The organism is Streptomyces sp. NPDC043680 (genome assembly GCF_056436685.1).
The window spans coordinates 491914-508192 of sequence record NZ_JBWKCE010000002.1; the positions used below are offsets into that span (position 1 = coordinate 491914).

Sequence of the window (16279 nt, forward strand, 5' to 3'; positions counted from 1 at the left end):
GACGAGATGATCTCCGCATTGACGCGGCTGGCCGACTGGTCGGCGCGCACCCCCAAGCGGCTCTGGGCCCTCGCCTTCGCGCTGTTCTTCACGCTCGCGGCCTCCTGGGCCGCCGCGACCCCGCTCGGCGGTTCCCCCGACGAACACGCCCACTTCATCCGCGCGGCGGCCGTCGCCCGGGGCCAGATCAACGGCCCCGAGGTGATGGTCCCGCACATGGTGGCGGGCATCGAGGGCAAGTTCGCCGAGACCGGGGTGCAACTCCCCGAGTGGTACCGGCAGCTGCCCGGACAGCACGAGTGCTACGCCTGGCACGAGGGCACGCCCGCCTCCTGCGCGCCCGCGATCGGACACTCGGGCAAGACCGCCCAGGCCACCACCGCGGCCGGCCGCTACCACCCGGCCTATTACCTGGCCGTGGGCTGGCCGAGCCTCCTGGTCAAGGGCCCGCACGCGCTGTACCTGATGCGCCTGGCGTCGGCGCTGCTGTGCTCGGCCCTGCTCGCGAGCGCGGTGGTCACGGCCGCCGAATGGCGCCGGCGCTCGCTCGCCCTGCTGGGCGTGGCCGCCGCCGCCACACCGATGGCGCTCTACGTGGCCGGGATGGTCAACCCGAGCGGCGGCGAGATCGCCGCCGGGATCCTGGTGTGGACGGCCCTGCTGTCGATCCTGATGTCGCCCGACCCGCGGCTGCTGAACCGGCGGCTGGCCCGGGTGGGCATGGGCGGCCTCGTACTGATCAACATCCGCCCGCTGGGCCTGATCTGGTTCGCCGGGGCGCTGTTCTTCGGGCTGCTGCTCCAGCAGCGCGGGGTACTGCGTGCCGTGCTGCGCCGCAAGGCGCTGTGGCTCTGGACGGTGCTGCTCGGCGCGGCCACGGCCGGTGCGCTGCTCTGGGCGGCGCAGCACCCCGACAACTCCGTGATCAACACGCCCCGCTCGCTGACCGCCAGGGAAGCCGCCCGGCAGACCTTCGGCAACACCGAGACCTACGTCCACCAGATGTTGGGCTACTTCGGCTGGCTGGACACCCCGGCGCCCGCCTTCACCTGGCTGGTCTGGCTCGGGGTGATCGCTGCCCTCATCGCGCTGGGGCTGGCCTTCGGCCGCAAGCGGGAGGCGGTGGCGCTGATCGGCATGCTGGTCGCGGTCGTGGTGGTGCCGGTGGCCGCGCAGGCCTCGCAGGCGGAGAAGCTCGGCATGGTGTGGCAGGGGCGCTACCTGCTGCCGTTCGCCGTCGGGCTGCCGCTGATGGCCGTGCTGATCTGCGCGGGCAGGGCGCCCGACGCGGGGATGCCCTGGCGCAGGCTGGTCGGCTTCGCGGTGACCGGGCTCGCGCTGGCCGACGCGGCGGCGTTCTTCTGGACCCTGCGCCGCTTCGCGGTGGGTACGAGCGGCGCGTGGGTGCCGTTCTCCGCGCACTGGAACCCGCCCGGCGGCTGGGCGCTGTGGACCGCCGTCTACACGGTGGCGGCGTTCGCCCTGGCGCTTCCGGCGCTGGCGCGGGACCGGGAGCCCGGCGCGGCGGACGGGCTTGAGTCCGCGTCCCCGTCCGCGGGCTCGGGCGTCCGGTCCGGGCGGCACTCGAAGGTCGCGTCGGTCGGCTGACGGGCGGGTGCCGGCAGCAGTGCCGGCACCTCTGCCGTCACCACCGAGGGGGTGCGGTCGTCGGCCTCGGCGAGCAGGGTGCCGCCCGGGGACCACACCGCGGCGCCGCCGCAGCCCGTCCACGGGCCGGCCGGGCCGACATGGTTGGCCAGGACCACGTACATGCCGTGCTCCCGGGCGATCCCCGGATAGACGGTGGCGCGCTCCTGGACGCCGCCGCCGGTTCCGTACAGGGAGGCGGCCAGGTGGACCCGGCAGCCGTCGGCCGCCGCGCGGGCGATGAGCTCCGGGAAGTGGTTGTCGTAGCAGACGGCCAGGGAGAAGCGGATCCCGCCCAGTTCGAAGCGGCCGTCGGCCCCGCCCGGGGCGAAGGCACCCTGTTCGTGCCGGTAGAGGTGCTGCTTGGCGTACGTGGTGAGGTGCCCGCCGTCCGCCCCGTACACCAGTGTCGCGATGGCCGGCAGTGGGCCGGCGGTGCGCAGCGCGACGTTGACCGCGACGGCGATGCCCGCGGAGCGGACCGGGTCCAGCCGGGGGTCGTCGGCGTCCGCCATCCACAGGCCGGGATCGGCGGCCAGGGCCTCCAGTTCGTAGCCGGTGAGCGTGAACTCGGGGAAGACGACGAGCCCGGCACCCTGCTGCCGGGCCTCGGCGGCGAGGGCGACGGTCCGGGCGGTGTTGGCGGCCAGGTCGGCCGGGGCGCAGGTCAGCTGGGCTGTGGCGATCTTCACGGGCCCCAGCATGCCATCCCCGCCTGCTAGGCGGAGCCGCGCAGCAGGGTCAGGAAGGAGCGGAACGCGGCCGGCATGTCCACCGACTCGGGGGCCAGCAGCCACTGGTACTGGAGGCCGTCCATCACCGCCGTCAGCAGCGGCGCGGCCTCCTCCGGGCTGAGCCCCGAGGGCAGGCGGTCGCCGAACTCGGCGCGCAGGACCGAGGCCATCTCGCCGCGGACCTGGGCGTAGCGCTCGGTGAAGAACTCCCGCGCCGGATGGCCGTCGGTCACGCTCTCGCCCAGCAGCGCCGAGAACGTCTGCACGATCCCGGGCCGCATGGCGTTGTACTCCACCAGCGAGGCCAGCAGGTCCAGCCGCCAGACGCCGGCCGAGGCACGGGAGCCGCCGCCGGTGTCCCAGCGGTCGCGTTCCTCCAGCACCGCGACGAGCAGCGCCTCCTTGGTCGGGAAGTAGTGCAGCAGCCCCTGCTGGGTCAGGCCGACGCGCTCGGCCACCGCCCCCAGGGACGCCCCCCGGTAGCCGCGTTCCGCGATCACCTCGACCGCCGCGCGGACGATGTCGCCGCGCCGCTCCTCGCTCCTCGCCCTGGCCATCGCCCCGGCACCTCTCCCGTCGACCCCGCCTGCATCCGTACGTTATCCGCATATCACGAAATCATTACGAACCCTACCGTTCACCAGGGAACGGGTTCACGATGGGGGCACCCTCACCGCGCCACCCACCGCACCGCACCACCCGCACGCAGCCAACGAGGAGGCACGGCCGTGACCGATGCCGATCAGGTCCGCAACGACGTCGTGGAAGCGGCGCTCGGCAAGCTCGATCTCGACACCAAGACCCGCCTGCTGGCCGGCCAGGACATGTGGTCCCTGCCCGCCCTCCCCGAGATCGGGCTGCAGTCCCTCGTCATGTCCGACGGCCCCATCGGGGTCCGCGGCGTGCGCTGGACCGCCGACGACCCGTCCATCGCCCTGCCCTCCCCGACCGCGCTCGCCGCTGCCTGGGACCCCGAGCTCGCCCGCCGCGCCGGCCGGCTCCTCGCCCAGGAGGCCCGCCGCAAGGGCGTCCACGTCCTCCTCGCACCCACCGTCAACCTGCACCGCTCCCCGCTCGGCGGCCGCCACTTCGAGTGCTACTCCGAGGACCCCCACCTCACCGGTGCCATCGGCAGCGGCTACGTCAACGGCGTCCAGGACGGCGGCGTCGGGACCACCGTCAAGCACTTCGTCGGCAACGACGCCGAGACCGAGCGGTTCACCGTCGACAACGTGATCGCGCCGCGCACCCTGCGCGAGCTGTACCTGGCCCCCTTCGAGGCCATCGTCAAGAACGCCCGCCCCTGGGGGATCATGACGGCCTACAACCAGGTCAACGGCACGACCATGACCGAGCACCAGCACCTGGTGGGCGAGGTCCTGCGCGGCGAATGGGGCTTCGACGGATACAACGTCTCCGACTGGATGGCCGCCCGCTCCACCACCGGCGGCATCCTCGGCGGCCTCGACGTGGCCATGCCCGGACCGCAGACCGTCTACGGATCCGCCCTCGCCGAGGCCGTCCGGGCGGGCCGGGTCCCCGAGTCGGCCGTGGACGCGGCCGTGCGCAACGTGCTGCGCCTCGCCGCCCGGGTCGGCGCCTTGGCGGGCGCGCCCGCCGTCGTCACCGAGCCGCCGGCCCCCGTCGACGGCCAGGCGCTGGCCCGCGAGATCGCCGCCCGCGGCTTCGTCCTCGTACGGAACCGGGACGCGGCGCTGCCGCTCGACGCCGCACCGGGCCGCACCGTGGCCCTCATCGGCGCCGCGGCCCGTGACGCCCGCGTCCTCGGCGGCGGCTCGGCCACCGTCTTCCCCGAGCGGGTGGTCTCCCCGCTCGACGGGCTCACCGCCGCCCTCCCCGAAGGTGCCCTGACCTACGCCGTCGGCGCCGACCCCAGCGAGGAACTCGTCCCCGCCGACAAGGGCTTCGAGCTGCGCGCCGTCTGCCGGGACGCCTCCGGCGCCGTCCTCGGCGAAGGCAGCCTGCCCTCCGGCCGGGTGCAGTGGATCGGTGACGACCTGCCGGCCGGCGCCTCGTACGAGACCATGGCGAGCATCGAGGTCACCGGCCGCTTCCTGCCGCGCGAGAGCGGCGAACACGCCTTCGGCACCCGCGGGCTCGGCGCCTTCACCCTCGCCGTCGGCGGGCGCACCCTCTGGGAGGGGGTGCAGGAGCTGGGCGACGAGGCCGACCCCTTCGAGGCCTTCTTCGGCGCTCCCAGCGAGCGCGCCCGCATCGAGCTCACCGCGGACGAGCCGGTCGAGGTCTCGCTCACCTTCCAGGTCCCCGACACGACCGCCCTCCCGCTCAAGGCGATCATGTTCTCCCTGCTCCACCTCGGCCCGCGGCGCGCCCCCGACGAGCTGATCGCGCAGGCCGTGGCCGCCGCCCGCGCCGCCGACACCGCCGTCGTGGTCGTCGCCACCACCGAGCGGGTGGAGTCCGAGGGCTTCGACCGGCGCGACCTGCGGCTGCCGGGCCGTCAGGACGACCTGGTGCGCGCCGTCGCCGCCGCCAACCCGAACACCGTGGTCGTCGTCAACGCGGGCTCCCCGGTGGAGCTCCCGTGGCGCGAGGACGTCGCCGCCGTCCTGCTGACCTGGTTCCCCGGGCAGGAGGGCGGGGCCGCGCTGGCCGACGTACTCCTCGGGCACACCGAGCCCGGCGGGCGGCTGCCCACCACCTGGCCCGCCGCGTTCGCGGACGCCCCCGTCACCGAGGTCGTCCCCGCCGACGGCCGCCTGGAGTACGGCGAGGGGCTCCTCATCGGCTACCGGGCCTACGAGGCGCAGAACGTGACCCCCGCCTTCCCCTTCGGGCACGGCCTCGGCTACACCGACTGGGCCTACGAGTCCCTGGAGGTCACCGGCACCACCGCCCGGGTCCGCCTCACCAACACCGGCACCCGGCACGGCCGCGAGGTCGTGCAGGTCTACCTCGCCCCGGTGGCCGACCGGGTCGAGCGCCCGGCGAGCTGGCTCGCGGCCTTCGCGGGCGTCGAGGCGGGCCCCGGAGAGAGCGTCGAGGCGGAGATCGCCCTGCCGGCCCGCGCCTTCGAGATCTGGGACGAGCCGAGCCGCGGCTGGCAGCGGATCGGCGGCACCTACGAGGTCCGCGCCGCGCATGCGCACGGGGACACCCGCCTCACCGCCACCCTGGAGCTCTAGCCCCCACAGGTGGCCGGAAATCACCCCTGATCCGGACCGGAGGAGGGCCCTGACACCCTCCTCCGGTCCACGGCCGTGCTCTAGCGCGGCGGCTGCGCGGCCGTCACCTGGCGGTGCGCGAGCTCCGCGAGCCGGGCCTGGCCGTCCTTGCCGGGGTGGAACCAGTCCCAGCGGCTCAACTGCCCCGCGTCGAAGGGGTACTGGAACACCGCCCCGCCGTCGTAGCGGCACAGCGGGTCCTTCGCGCACACCTCGCGGAGCACCTCGTTGTACTCGACCACCCGCGCCCGCACCTGTTCGCGCCGGGCCGTCGCCCCCGCGGCCGCCGACAGGGGGTCGGCCAGCATCGACTGGCAGATGCCCAGCTTCCAGACCTGCCGCACCATCGGGCTGTCCTTGCCCTGCTCCCACAGCCGCTGCAGGTCCGGCACGCTGGAGACGTACACCTGGGAGGTGGGGGAGGCCGCCCGCAGGTCCGCGAGGGCCTTCTCGAACCCGGCCCGGAACTGCGCCACGGACGTCATCGAGGAAGCCGTCGGGCGGCAGGCGTCGTTCGAGCCCACCATCACCGTGACCAGGTCGGGCTTGTGCGCGGCCGCCGCGGCCACCTGGCCCGCCAGGTCCGCCATCCGCGAGCCGGTCACCGCGTAGTTCCAGCTGCGCAGCGGCACCTCGGACTCCCCGAGCAGCCGCGCGGCCAGCGACCGGACGGCGGGGTCGTTGCCGGTGGCCCAGGAGACCTCCGGGCAGTCCGCCAGCACCGAACAGGCGTCGAAGCCCCGCGTGATGGAATCGCCGACGGCGGCGATCGACGTGGGGGCGGTGTTCCAGCGCGGCCCTGCCTGCCCCCTGTGCCCGCCGTCGGGGGCGGACCCGTTGGACTGACACCCGGTCAGGGCCCCGGCCATGACGGCCAATGCCGCTCCCGCGCCCGCAAGGGTCCGGCGCGCGCGGCGGCGCGGAGCGGTGGTGCGCATCGGGTGGTTCCCCTTCTCGTCGCCCCGCGTCCCCCGGGGGCGTCCTGCTGAGTGAAAGCTCTGTGTTCGGCGGCCCGGGACCGACCGTACGTCACACCATGACCCCTGGCGCACGGTAGCTTTTCCCCGTGGCGTTTCGGCCGCAGGTCCCGCAGCGCAATGTTCAATATTTTCCGTTACATTACATCACGTCACAAACTGTCCGTTTTCTGGAGTTTATTCCCGACCTCGTCCCACACTGGAGGTCCCGGTGACGACACGTGGAGTTCTGTACGTGCATTCCGCACCGCGCGCGCTCTGCCCGCACGTGGAATGGGCTGTTGCGGGCGTGCTGGGGGTGCGGGTGAACCTCGACTGGATCAGGCAGCCCGCCTCGCCGGGCACCTGGAGAGCCGAGTTCTCCTGGCAGGCCGAAGCGGGCACGGCATCGAAGCTCGCCTCCGCCCTGCGCGGCTGGCACCTGCTGCGCTTCGAAGTGACCGCCGAACCCTGCCCGACCGCCGAGGGCGAGCGCTACAGCTCCACCCCGGAACTCGGCATCTTCCACGCCGTCACCGGCATGCACGGCGACATCCTGATCCCGGAGGACCGGCTGCGCGCCGCCCTCGCCCGCTCCGCGCGCGGCGAGACCGACCTGGCGGCGGAGATCGCCAAGCTGCTCGGCAAGCCCTGGGACGACGAGCTGGAGCCCTTCCGCTACGCCGGCGAGGGCGCCCCCGTCCGCTGGCTCCACCAGGTCGTCTGAGCAGACCGACGAAGGCCCCCTGCCCGGCAGCAGCTGCCGGGCAGGGGGCCTTCGTACGGAGCCTTCGTGGCGTCAGACCGTACGGAACGCCAGGGTGACGTTGTGGCCGCCGAACCCGAACGAGTTGTTGATCGCGGAGATCGGGCCGTCGACGGGCAGCTTGCGCGGCTCGCCGCGGACGATGTCCTCCGTGATGTCCTCGTCCAGCTCGTCCACGTTGATCGTGGGCGGGGCGATCCGGTGGTACAGCGCCAGCACGGTCGCCACGGTCTCGATCCCGCCCGCGCCACCCAGCAGGTGGCCGGTCATCGACTTGGTCGCGGAGATCGCGATGTGGTCCAGGTCGTCGCCCAGGACCTTGCGCAGCGCCTTCAGCTCAGCCGTGTCGCCCTGCGGGGTCGACGTGGCGTGCGCGTTCACGTGCACCAGCTCGGCCGGGTCCAGGCCCGTGTTGTCGAGGAGGTTCTGCACGGCGGCGGCGACACCGCGGCCGGTCGGCTCCGGCTGCGCGATGTGGTGGCTGTCCGCGGACAGACCCTGGCCGAGCACCTCGCAGTACACCCGGGCGCCGCGCGCGGCGGCGTGCTCGGCGGACTCCAGGACGACGACGCCCGCGCCCTCGCCCAGGACGAAGCCGTCGCGGTCCTTGTCGTACGGGCGCGAGGCCTGCTCGGGGTGTTCGTTGTTCTTGGACATCGCCATCATGTTGGCGAACGCGGCGATCGGCAGCGGGTGGATCGCCGCCTCGGTGCCGCCCGCGACGACGACGTCGGCGCGGCCGGTACGGATCATCTCGACGGCGTAGCCGATGGCCTCGGCGCCCGAGGCGCACGCGCTGACCGGAGTGTGCACGCCCGCCTGGGCGTTGACCTCCAGGCCGACGTTGGCCGACGGGCCGTTCGGCATGAGCATGGGGACGGTGTGCGGGGAGACCCGGCGCACACCCTTTTCCTTCAGTACGTCGTACTGGTCGAGCAGCGTCGTGACGCCGCCGATACCGGAGGCGATCACGGTGCCCAGCCGGGTGGGCGCGATGGACTCGTCCTCGCCCGCCGGGGCGGTGTAGCCCGCGTCGGCCCAGGCCTCGCGGGCCGCGATGACGGCGAACTGCGCCGACCGGTCGAGCTTGCGTGCCAGCGGCTTGGGCAGGACCTCACTCGGGTCTACGGCGACCGGAGCGGCAATACGTACCGGGAGTTCGGCGAAGCGCTCGCCCTCAAGGGGCTTGACGCCGGAACGGCCGGCGAGCAGACCTTCCCAGGTCGATGCGCTGTCGCCACCCAGCGGAGTGGTTGCGCCGATACCGGTGACGACCACGGTGCGATTGGTCGGGCTCACAGGAATTCTTTCTCCACGTCTCAGGGGTGCTGAATTGTCACGGCGCCACCGCCGGGTGGCGACAGCTCACGTCAGGCTCAGGCCTGGTGCTTCAGGATGTAGTCGGCAGCGTCGCCGACCGTCTTGAGGTTCTTGACGTCCTCGTCCGGGATCTTGACGTCGAAGCGCTCTTCGGCGGCGACGACGACCTCGACCATGGACAGGGAGTCGACGTCCAGGTCATCGGTGAAGGACTTGTCGATCTCGACGTCCTCGACCGGGATGCCCGCGATCTCGTTGACGATCTCCGCGAGACCTTCGACGATCTCTTCCTGCGTGGCGGCCATGTGGCGCTCCTTCTATAGCTGACTGGGTGAAACAGGGCGGGAGTGGATCCCGGGCCCTAGGGGAGGGTAACGACCGTCGCGGCGTAGACGAGCCCCGCCCCGAAGCCGATGACGAGCGCGGTGTCGCCGCTCTTCGCCGCTCCGGTCGCCAGGAGCCGCTCCATGGCGAGCGGGATCGAGGCGGCCGACGTGTTGCCGGTGGTTTCCACGTCACGGGCGACCGTGACGTGCTCCGGCAGCTTGAGAGTCTTCACCATCGAGTCGATGATCCGCATATTGGCCTGGTGCGGGATGAAGACGTCCAGGTCGTCCGCGGTGATCCCGGCGGCGTCGAGCGCCTGCTGGGCCACCTTGGCCATCTCGAAGACGGCCCAGCGGAAGACCGCCTGACCCTCCTGCGTGATGGCGGGGAACTTCTCGCCGCCGTCCTTGCCGAGGTACTCGTCCCACGGCACGGTCTGCTTGATCGTCTCGGACTTGTCGCCCTCCGAACCCCACACCGTGGGGCCTATGGCCGGCTCGTCCGAGGGGCCGACGACGACGGCGCCCGCGCCGTCGCCGAACAGGAAGGCCGTCGCGCGGTCCTCCAGGTCGGTCAGGTCCGAGAGCCGCTCCACGCCGATGACGAGGACGTGCTCCGCCGAGCCCTCGATGACCAGGCCCTTGGCCAGGGTCAGTCCGTAGCCGAAACCGGCGCAGCCGGCGGAGATGTCGAACGCGGCGGGCTTGACCGCTCCGACCCGGTGCGCGATCTCGGTCGCGACGGCCGGGGTCTGCTTGAAGTGCGAGACCGTCGAAACGATCACGGCACCGATCTGCTCGGGCGACACGCCGGCATCGGCCAGCGCCTTGCCGGCGGCCTCCACCGACATCGCGGCGACGGTCTCCTGCGGCGAGGCCCAGTGCCGGCTCGCGATGCCGGAGCGGGACCGGATCCACTCGTCGGACGAGTCGATCGTCTCCAGGATGACCTCGTTGGGGACCACCCGGGTCGGCCGGTAGCCGCCGACGCCGAGGATGCGGGCGTACGGAGAGCCCTTGGCCGGCTTGATCTTCGACATGCTGTGTGGGCTCCTTCTCTCAGGCCGCGTGCTCGGCGAGGAGCGCTGCGGCCTTGTCGAGATCGTCCGGCGTCTTCAGGGCCACCGTCGGCACGCCCTTGAGCGCACGCTTGGCCAGACCCGTCAGCGTGCCACCGGGGCTGAGCTCGACGAGACCGGTGACACCCAGCTCGGCGAAGGTCTCCATGCACAGGTCCCAGCGGACCGGGTTGGCGACCTGGCCCACCAGTCGGGCGACGACGTCGGCGCCCGTGGTGACGACGCGGCCGTCCTTGTTCGAGACGTAGGTCAGCTCGGGGTCGGCCGGGGTGAGGGCCTGCGCGGCCTTCTCCAGCGTATCGACGGCCGGAGCCATGTGGTGCGTGTGGAAGGCGCCCGCGACCTTGAGGGCGACGACCTTCATGGAGCCCTCGGGCTTCTCCGCCTCCAGGGCGGCGATCTGCTCCATGGTCCCCGCGGCCACGATCTGGCCCGCGCCGTTGATGTTGGCGGGCGTCAGACCCAGCTTCTCCAGGTGCGCGACGACGGTGTCGCGATCCCCGCCGAGCACCGCCGCCATGCCGGTCTCGGTGACCGCGGCGGCCTCGGCCATCGCCAGGCCGCGGGTCCGTACGAACGACAGCGCGTCGGCGTCCGACAGCACACCGGCGTACGCGGCGGCCGTGATCTCGCCGACGCTGTGGCCCGCGACGGCACCGAAGGCCGTGCGCGATCCCAGCGCGGACGCGGACAGCAGGCCCGCCGCGACCAGCAGCGGCTGGGCCACGGCCGTGTCGCGGATCTCGTCCGCGTCGGCCTTCGTGCCGTAGTGGGCAAGGTCGAGCCCGATGGCGTCCGACCACGCGGCGACGCGGTCGGCGGCGCCGGGCAGTTCGAGCCAGGGAGTCAGGAAGCCGGGCGTCTGTGCGCCTTGGCCGGGAGCGACGAGTACGAGCACCCTCACACTCTCTCTTGTGGACGGTCTCCGCCGCCCGTGGGGACAGGGACGAAGAACCGTCGGGGTAATTGTTGATGTCCGACAAAAGTCTAGGACTGCTGATCTCCGTCGGCCAGACGCCCGAGGATCAGGGCGATCCGCAGGGTGAACGCCGAGCGGACGTCCGACGGCGACCAGCCGGTGACGTCGGTCACACGTCGCAGCCGGTAGCGCACCGTGTTCGGGTGTACGAACAGCATCCGCGCAGCACCCTCCAGGCTGCTCGCCTGCTCCAAGTACACACTCAGCGTCTCCAGCAGAGCCGAGCCCGCCTCTTCCAGCGGTCTGTAGATCTCCTCCACCAGCTGCTCGCGGGCAGAGGGATCCGAGGCGATCGCGCGCTCCGGCAGCAGATCGTCCGCCAGCACGGGCCGCGGCGCGTCCTGCCAGGCCGTGCACGCCTTCAGCCCGGCGGCCGCCGCCTGCGCGGACTTCGTCGCGTTCAGCAGGTCCGGCACCACCGGACCGGCGACCACCGGCCCCGCCGCGAACGGCCCGATCAGCGACTTCGCCACCTGGAGCGGGTTGTCGCTGCCACCCGCGACCACCACCAGGCGATCACCCAGCACACCCGTCAGCACCTGCAGCTTGTGGTGGCGGGCCGCCCGCCGGATCGCCTCGACCGTCAGTTCGCTGTCGCCCTCCGGCGCCGTGCCCAGCACCACGCACACGTGCTCCGGGGAGTTCCACCCGAGCGCCGCCGCCCGCGACAGCGCGCCCTCGTCGGCCTCTCCGGAGAGCACCGCATTGACGACGAGGGACTCCAGGCGGGCATCCCACGCCCCCCGGGCCTCCGCGGCCTGCGCGTACACCTGGGCCGTCGCGAAGGCGATCTCCCGCGCGTACACCAGCAGCGCCTCGCGCAGGATCGACTCGTCGCCCGGCGCCGCGACCTCCTCGATCGCGGCCTCCATGACCTCGATCGTGGTGCGGACCATCTCGACGGTCTGGCGCAGGGTGATCGCCCGGGTCAGCTCCCGCGGAGCCGTCCCGAAGACGTCGGTGGAGATCGCCTGCGGGGTCTCCGGATGCCGGAACCACTCCGTGAACGCGGCGATACCGGCCTGCGCGACCAGGCCGATCCAGGACCGGTTCTCCGGGGGCATCGCCCGGTACCACGGCAGGGTCTCGTCCATGCGGGCGATCGCGTTGGCGGCGAGCCGGCCGGAGGACTTCTCCAGTCGGCGCAGCGTCGCGGCATGCGGATGCGCGGCAGCGGGATGAGCGGGGGAATGCTCGCGTTCGGGTTGAGGCACGGGACAAGACTGCCTTATCGGGACGGCGGCGCCGACTCCGGTCTCCTCCCGGGGCCCGGGCCGCGGCTACGGTGGCCCCCATGATTGACGTACGCCGCAGCGCCGACCGGTACGAGGGCGGCGATCCGGACGCCGGCATCACGACCCGGCACGCCTTCTCCTTCGGGTCCTCCTACGACCCGGACAACCTGCGCTTCGGCCCGGTCCTCGCCTGCAACGAGGAGACCCTCGCACCGGGCGCCGGGTTCGGCGAGCACCCGCACAGCCACACCGAGATCGTGACCTGGGTGGTCGAGGGCGAGCTCACCCACCGCGACAGCACCGGCACGAGCAGCCTGGTCCGGCCCGGAGACGTCCAGCACCTCGGCGCCGGCTCCGGAGCCCGCCACGTGGAACGCAACGACGGCCCGGTCCCGCTGCGCTTCGTCCAGATGTGGCTCGCGCCGCTGGCCGCGGGCGGGGACCCCTCGTACGAGCTGGTCCGGGACATCGCCGAAGACGAGCCGTACGAACTCCCCGCGGCCGGAGCCGTCCTGCACGTGCGCCGGCCGGGCGCGGGCGAGCGCATCGCGGTACCGGCCGCCGAGCGGGTCTACCTGCACGTGGTGTCCGGGGACCTGCGCCTGGGCGGACAGGAGCTCGGCCCCGGGGACTCGGCCCGGATCACCGGCGAACAGCGCCTGGAGCTCGTCGCCGCCGCCCCGGGCGAAGTGCTGATCTGGGAACTCCCTTAAGGCCGCAGGGCCCGGCCGGCCGCGAGCTCGGCGAGGACCGCTTCGGTGAACGGGGGCCAGGCCTCCACGGCCCATGGGCCGAAGGCGCGGTCCGTCAGCGCCACGCACGCCGCCCGCGCCTGCGGATCCACCCACAGGAAGGTGCCCGACTGCCCGAAGTGGCCGAAGGTGCGCGGCGAGGAGGAAGCGCCCGTCCAGTGCGGGCTCTTGCCGTCGCGGATCTCCATGCCGAGTCCCCAGTCGTTGGGGGACTGGTGGCCATAGCCGGGCAGGACGCCCTTGAGCCCCGGGTGGACCACGGAGGTGGCCTCGGCGACCGTGCGCACGTCGAGCAGCCGGGGCGCCTGGAGTTCGGCGGCGAACCGGACGAGGTCGGCGACGGTCGAGACGCCGTCCTTGGCGGGGGAGCCCTCCAGGGTGGTCGCGGTCATGCCCAGCGGTTCGCACACGGCCTGGTGCAGGTACTCGGCGAAGGGAATGCCGGTGGCCTTGGCGATGTGGTCGCCGAGCTCCTCGAAACCGGCGTTCGAGTACAGCCGCCGGGTCCCGGGCGGGGCCATCACGCGGTGCTCGTCGAAGGCCAGCCCGCTGGTGTGCGCGAGCAGGTGACGCACCGTCGAACCCTCCGGTCCGGCCGGCTCGTCCAGCTCGATCGCGCCCTCCTCGTACGCCACGAGGGCGGCGTACGCGGCGAGCGGCTTCGTCACCGAGGCCAGCGGGAAGCGGTGGCCGACCGGCCCGTGGGTACCGGCCAGGCTCCCGTCGGCGCGCACGACGGCCGCCGCGGCGTTGGGTACCGGCCAGCTCTCGATGATCCGCAGACTCTCCATGCCGTCGAGCCTACTTGCTTGGAGTGCACTCAAGGGTTTTAGCGTGTCGGTCATGAGCCTGACGCAGACGCGGTACACGATCAGCGAGGTCGAGGCCCGGACCGGTCTGAGCCAGCACACCCTGCGCTGGTACGAGCGGATCGGCCTGATGCCGCACGTGGACCGCTCCCACTCGGGGCAGCGCCGGTTCACCGACGACGACCTCGGCTGGCTGGCCTTCGTGGGCAAGCTGCGGAGCACCGGGATGTCGGTGGCGGACATGGTCCGCTACGCCGAACTGGTCCGCGAGGGCGAGCACACCGTCGACCTGCGCCGGGAACTGCTGGAGCAGACCCGGCGCGAGGTCCGGGCGCGGATCACGGAGCTGAACGACGCGCTCGCCGTACTGGACTACAAGATCGAGCTCTACACGGGGAAGGCACAACGGGCATGACGCACCACACCACCATCGAACAGGTCGAACTCGGCAAGGGCGGCCCGCGGGTCGGCGTCCAGGGCCTCGGCTGCATGGGCATGAGCGAGTTCTACGGGGACACCGACGAGGCGGCGGCCCGCGAAACCCTGCAGGCGGCGCTGGCCCTCGGGGTCACCCTGCTGGACACGGCGGACGTCTACGGGCGCGGCCGCAACGAGGAGTTCCTCGCGCCGTTCGTCGCCGCCCACCGGGACGAGATCACCCTCGCCACCAAGTTCGCCATAGAGCGCTCGGACGACCCGCATCACCGCGGCGTCCGCAACGACCGGGCTTACATCCGCCAGGCCGTCGAGGCCAGTCTGCGGAGGCTCGGCACCGAGGTGATCGACCTCTACTACATGCACCGGCGGGACCCGGCCGTGCCCCTCGCCGAGTCGGTGGGCGCCATGGCCGAGCTGGTGCAGGAGGGGAAGGTGCGCCACCTGGGGCTCAGCGAGGTCACGGGCGCCGAGCTGCGCGAGGCGCACGCGGTGCACCCGATCGCGGCGCTCCAGTCGGAGTGGTCGCTGTTCAGCCGGGACGTGGAGCGCAGCGCGGTGGGTGCGGCGGCGGAGCTGGGCGTGGCCTTGGTGCCGTACTCCCCGCTCGGGCGGGGCTTCCTGACGGGTGCCTTCGCCGACGCGGCGGCGGACCTGTCGGAGGGTGACTTCCGCCGCCACCAGCCCCGGTTCACCGGCGACAACGCCAGGGCCAACGCCGCCCTGCTGGCCCCGGTGCGGGAGGTCGCCCGGGCGCACGGGGCGAGCCCGGCGCAGATCGCACTGGCCTGGGTGCAGCAGCGGGCGCAGGTGCACGGCCTGACGGTGGTCCCGATCCCGGGCACCCGCAAGCCGTCCCGCCTCGCGGAGAACACCGCCGCGACCCGGATCACCCTCTCGCCGGCCGAGCTCGCCCTGCTGGAGCCGATCGCCGGGCAGGTCGCGGGGGACCGCTACCCGGACATGTCCTTCACCTCCGCCGCCCGCGAGGCCGACTCGCGCTGACCGGCTCCTCCGGGCGACTGCTGCTGACCGGCTCGTCCGGGCGACTCCCGTCCCGCTGACCGGCTCCTCCGGCCGGCCCCGCCGCCCCGGCGCCCCTCCAGGGCCCGACTCCGCTACGTGGCCTCGGCGGTGAAGCGGTCGCGCAGGGCCGCGTACTCGGCGTCCGTCAGCAGGCCCGCGCTGTGCAGTTCGCCCAGGTGGTGCAGCCGGTCGCCGCTCGCGCGGGGCTGCGGGACCGAGGCCACCGGGGTGCCCCGGCCCAGCGCGGCCAGCACCGCTGCCGCGAACGGCAGGGATTCGTGGACCGCCCCGTGCCCGGCCCGGAACACCGCGGTCGCCAGGTCGTGGTCCGGGCGCGGGTCGCCCGCCGTGTCCCGGGTGAGCAGGCGCAGGTGGCCGCCGGGGCGCTCCGGGGAGCTCCACTCCACGCCGCTGAGGGCGGCCAGCGGATACCGCTGGTCGCCCGCCTTCCACTTGGTGCCGGTGGCTCCCGTACGCGACCACTGAAACGTTACGGCCGAGCCGTCGAAGCCCACCCGCGCGTCGTACGCCTTCAGCCGCAGCGGCGGCTGCGCCACCTCGACCAGGAAGCGCCCCGCGGGCTCGGAGGCATCCGGCCCCAGCCGGCTGCGCACGGCCTCGGCGAAGGCGTCCGCCTGCCCGGCCCGGTCGGCCGCGAGCACCAGCCGGTACGGGTCCCACGCTTCCCGGAGCTGTCCCGCGGCGGCCTCCACCAGGGGATCCGCGCCGGCCCGCGGCACGGCGCGCAGTACCACCGGCTCGCGCCTCCCCCCGGTTCCGGACGCGCTCACGCTCACCCCGGACAGCGCTTCGAAGGGGATCCGCCGGGCCCCGAGGGCGTGCCAGAGTCGTGGCGTTCGCATCCCCCGTGCGAAGCGGATGAGCACCGAGTCCGAGTCGAACTCCCAGACGGCATGGTTTCCGGCCAGTACGTCACCCATGCGGCACATGGTAGAGGGACCTACCCCCAGGCGTCCCCCTCGGTGCAGAGCCCGGTTTTCCGGTCTCT

General features: G+C 73.0%; 15 protein-coding genes and 1 pseudogene. 6 read left to right on the forward strand and 10 right to left on the reverse strand.

Annotation, left to right across the window (positions count from 1 at the left end; translation table 11 throughout):
• Positions 1-6 precede the first annotated feature (6 nt).
• The gene (locus AC0666_RS05600; protein ID WP_478707140.1) at positions 7-1608 is read left to right on the forward strand and encodes a DUF2142 domain-containing protein; all 1602 of its coding nucleotides are present in this window, start codon (positions 7-9) and stop codon (positions 1606-1608) included.
• Between the two features lie 83 nt (positions 1609-1691).
• Here the strand turns inward: AC0666_RS05600 and AC0666_RS05605 are convergent.
• Together AC0666_RS05605 and AC0666_RS05610 are read right to left on the reverse strand one after the other, a co-directional pair.
• Positions 1692-2351, reverse strand: a pseudogene (locus AC0666_RS05605) (carbon-nitrogen hydrolase family protein); the annotation flags it as partial.
• A gap of 14 nt (positions 2352-2365) precedes the next feature.
• Positions 2366-2938: a TetR/AcrR family transcriptional regulator gene (locus AC0666_RS05610; RefSeq protein WP_361713860.1), complete on the reverse strand. Its 573-nt coding sequence runs from the start codon at positions 2936-2938 to the stop codon at positions 2366-2368.
• A gap of 171 nt (positions 2939-3109) precedes the next feature.
• Between AC0666_RS05610 and AC0666_RS05615 the strand changes: the two genes are divergently transcribed.
• On the forward strand, positions 3110-5548 hold the full coding sequence (locus AC0666_RS05615) for a glycoside hydrolase family 3 protein (protein ID WP_468967718.1): 2439 nt from the start codon (positions 3110-3112) through the stop codon (positions 5546-5548).
• Positions 5549-5628: 80 nt separating this feature from the next.
• Here AC0666_RS05615 and AC0666_RS05620 read toward each other — a convergent pair whose 3' ends face one another.
• The gene (locus AC0666_RS05620; RefSeq protein ID WP_478707141.1) at positions 5629-6525 is read right to left on the reverse strand and encodes an SGNH/GDSL hydrolase family protein; all 897 of its coding nucleotides are present in this window, start codon (positions 6523-6525) and stop codon (positions 5629-5631) included.
• 250 nt (positions 6526-6775) lie between these two features.
• Between AC0666_RS05620 and AC0666_RS05625 the strand changes: the two genes are divergently transcribed.
• Complete coding sequence (locus AC0666_RS05625) at positions 6776-7270, forward strand: DUF3145 domain-containing protein (protein WP_361713866.1); 495 nt, start codon at positions 6776-6778, stop codon at positions 7268-7270.
• 72 nt (positions 7271-7342) lie between these two features.
• Here AC0666_RS05625 and fabF read toward each other — a convergent pair whose 3' ends face one another.
• The 5 genes from fabF to AC0666_RS05650 all read right to left on the reverse strand — a co-directional run bounded on the left by fabF (position 7343) and on the right by AC0666_RS05650 (position 12227).
• Positions 7343-8608: a beta-ketoacyl-ACP synthase II gene (gene fabF, locus AC0666_RS05630; protein ID WP_468967711.1), complete on the reverse strand. Its 1266-nt coding sequence runs from the start codon at positions 8606-8608 to the stop codon at positions 7343-7345.
• A gap of 77 nt (positions 8609-8685) precedes the next feature.
• Positions 8686-8934, reverse strand: a complete 249-nt coding sequence (locus AC0666_RS05635) for an acyl carrier protein (protein WP_125816520.1) — start codon at positions 8932-8934, stop codon at positions 8686-8688.
• 56 nt (positions 8935-8990) lie between these two features.
• Entirely contained in the window at positions 8991-9995 is a 1005-nt protein-coding gene (locus AC0666_RS05640) for a ketoacyl-ACP synthase III (RefSeq protein ID WP_356850409.1), read from the reverse strand.
• 19 nt (positions 9996-10014) lie between these two features.
• Positions 10015-10932: an ACP S-malonyltransferase gene (locus tag AC0666_RS05645; protein ID WP_468967706.1), complete on the reverse strand. Its 918-nt coding sequence runs from the start codon at positions 10930-10932 to the stop codon at positions 10015-10017.
• 89 nt (positions 10933-11021) lie between these two features.
• Positions 11022-12227 (reverse strand): PucR family transcriptional regulator, encoded by a 1206-nt coding sequence (locus AC0666_RS05650; RefSeq protein ID WP_468967703.1) that lies wholly within the window; start codon positions 12225-12227, stop codon positions 11022-11024.
• Positions 12228-12307: 80 nt separating this feature from the next.
• Between AC0666_RS05650 and AC0666_RS05655 the strand changes: the two genes are divergently transcribed.
• Complete coding sequence (locus AC0666_RS05655) at positions 12308-12961, forward strand: pirin family protein (RefSeq protein WP_478707142.1); 654 nt, start codon at positions 12308-12310, stop codon at positions 12959-12961.
• On the opposite strand, the gene AC0666_RS05660 is transcribed toward AC0666_RS05655, so the two are convergent.
• Positions 12958-13791 (reverse strand): serine hydrolase domain-containing protein, encoded by an 834-nt coding sequence (locus AC0666_RS05660; protein ID WP_478707143.1) that lies wholly within the window; start codon positions 13789-13791, stop codon positions 12958-12960. The genes AC0666_RS05655 and AC0666_RS05660 overlap by 4 nt on opposite strands.
• A gap of 52 nt (positions 13792-13843) precedes the next feature.
• On the opposite strand from AC0666_RS05660, the gene AC0666_RS05665 reads away from it, so the two are divergent.
• Complete coding sequence (locus AC0666_RS05665) at positions 13844-14224, forward strand: MerR family transcriptional regulator (RefSeq protein ID WP_361713878.1); 381 nt, start codon at positions 13844-13846, stop codon at positions 14222-14224.
• Entirely contained in the window at positions 14221-15249 is a 1029-nt protein-coding gene (locus AC0666_RS05670) for an aldo/keto reductase (RefSeq protein WP_478707144.1), read from the forward strand. Before AC0666_RS05665 ends, AC0666_RS05670 begins: the two co-directional genes overlap by 4 nt.
• 113 nt (positions 15250-15362) lie before the next feature.
• On the opposite strand, the gene AC0666_RS05675 is transcribed toward AC0666_RS05670, so the two are convergent.
• Positions 15363-16211, reverse strand: a complete 849-nt coding sequence (locus AC0666_RS05675; RefSeq protein ID WP_468967692.1) for a DUF4429 domain-containing protein — start codon at positions 16209-16211, stop codon at positions 15363-15365.
• Between the last annotated feature and the right edge of the window lie 68 nt (positions 16212-16279).

What these genes read in the sequence shown, in the direction of transcription:
- AC0666_RS05600 (WP_478707140.1), top strand. Translation starts at nt 7, where the DNA reads ATGATCTCCGCATTGACGCGGCTGGCCGACTGGTCGGCGCGCACCCCC.
- AC0666_RS05610 (WP_361713860.1), bottom strand. Translation starts at nt 2,938, where the DNA reads ATGGCCAGGGCGAGGAGCGAGGAGCGGCGCGGCGACATCGTCCGCGCG.
- AC0666_RS05620 (WP_478707141.1), bottom strand. Translation starts at nt 6,525, where the DNA reads ATGCGCACCACCGCTCCGCGCCGCCGCGCGCGCCGGACCCTTGCGGGC.
- AC0666_RS05635 (WP_125816520.1), bottom strand. Translation starts at nt 8,934, where the DNA reads ATGGCCGCCACGCAGGAAGAGATCGTCGAAGGTCTCGCGGAGATCGTC.
- AC0666_RS05640 (WP_356850409.1), bottom strand. Translation starts at nt 9,995, where the DNA reads ATGTCGAAGATCAAGCCGGCCAAGGGCTCTCCGTACGCCCGCATCCTC.
- AC0666_RS05655 (WP_478707142.1), top strand. Translation starts at nt 12,308, where the DNA reads ATGATTGACGTACGCCGCAGCGCCGACCGGTACGAGGGCGGCGATCCG.
- AC0666_RS05660 (WP_478707143.1), bottom strand. Translation starts at nt 13,791, where the DNA reads ATGGAGAGTCTGCGGATCATCGAGAGCTGGCCGGTACCCAACGCCGCG.
- AC0666_RS05665 (WP_361713878.1), top strand. Translation starts at nt 13,844, where the DNA reads ATGAGCCTGACGCAGACGCGGTACACGATCAGCGAGGTCGAGGCCCGG.
- AC0666_RS05670 (WP_478707144.1), top strand. Translation starts at nt 14,221, where the DNA reads ATGACGCACCACACCACCATCGAACAGGTCGAACTCGGCAAGGGCGGC.
- AC0666_RS05675 (WP_468967692.1), bottom strand. Translation starts at nt 16,211, where the DNA reads ATGGGTGACGTACTGGCCGGAAACCATGCCGTCTGGGAGTTCGACTCG.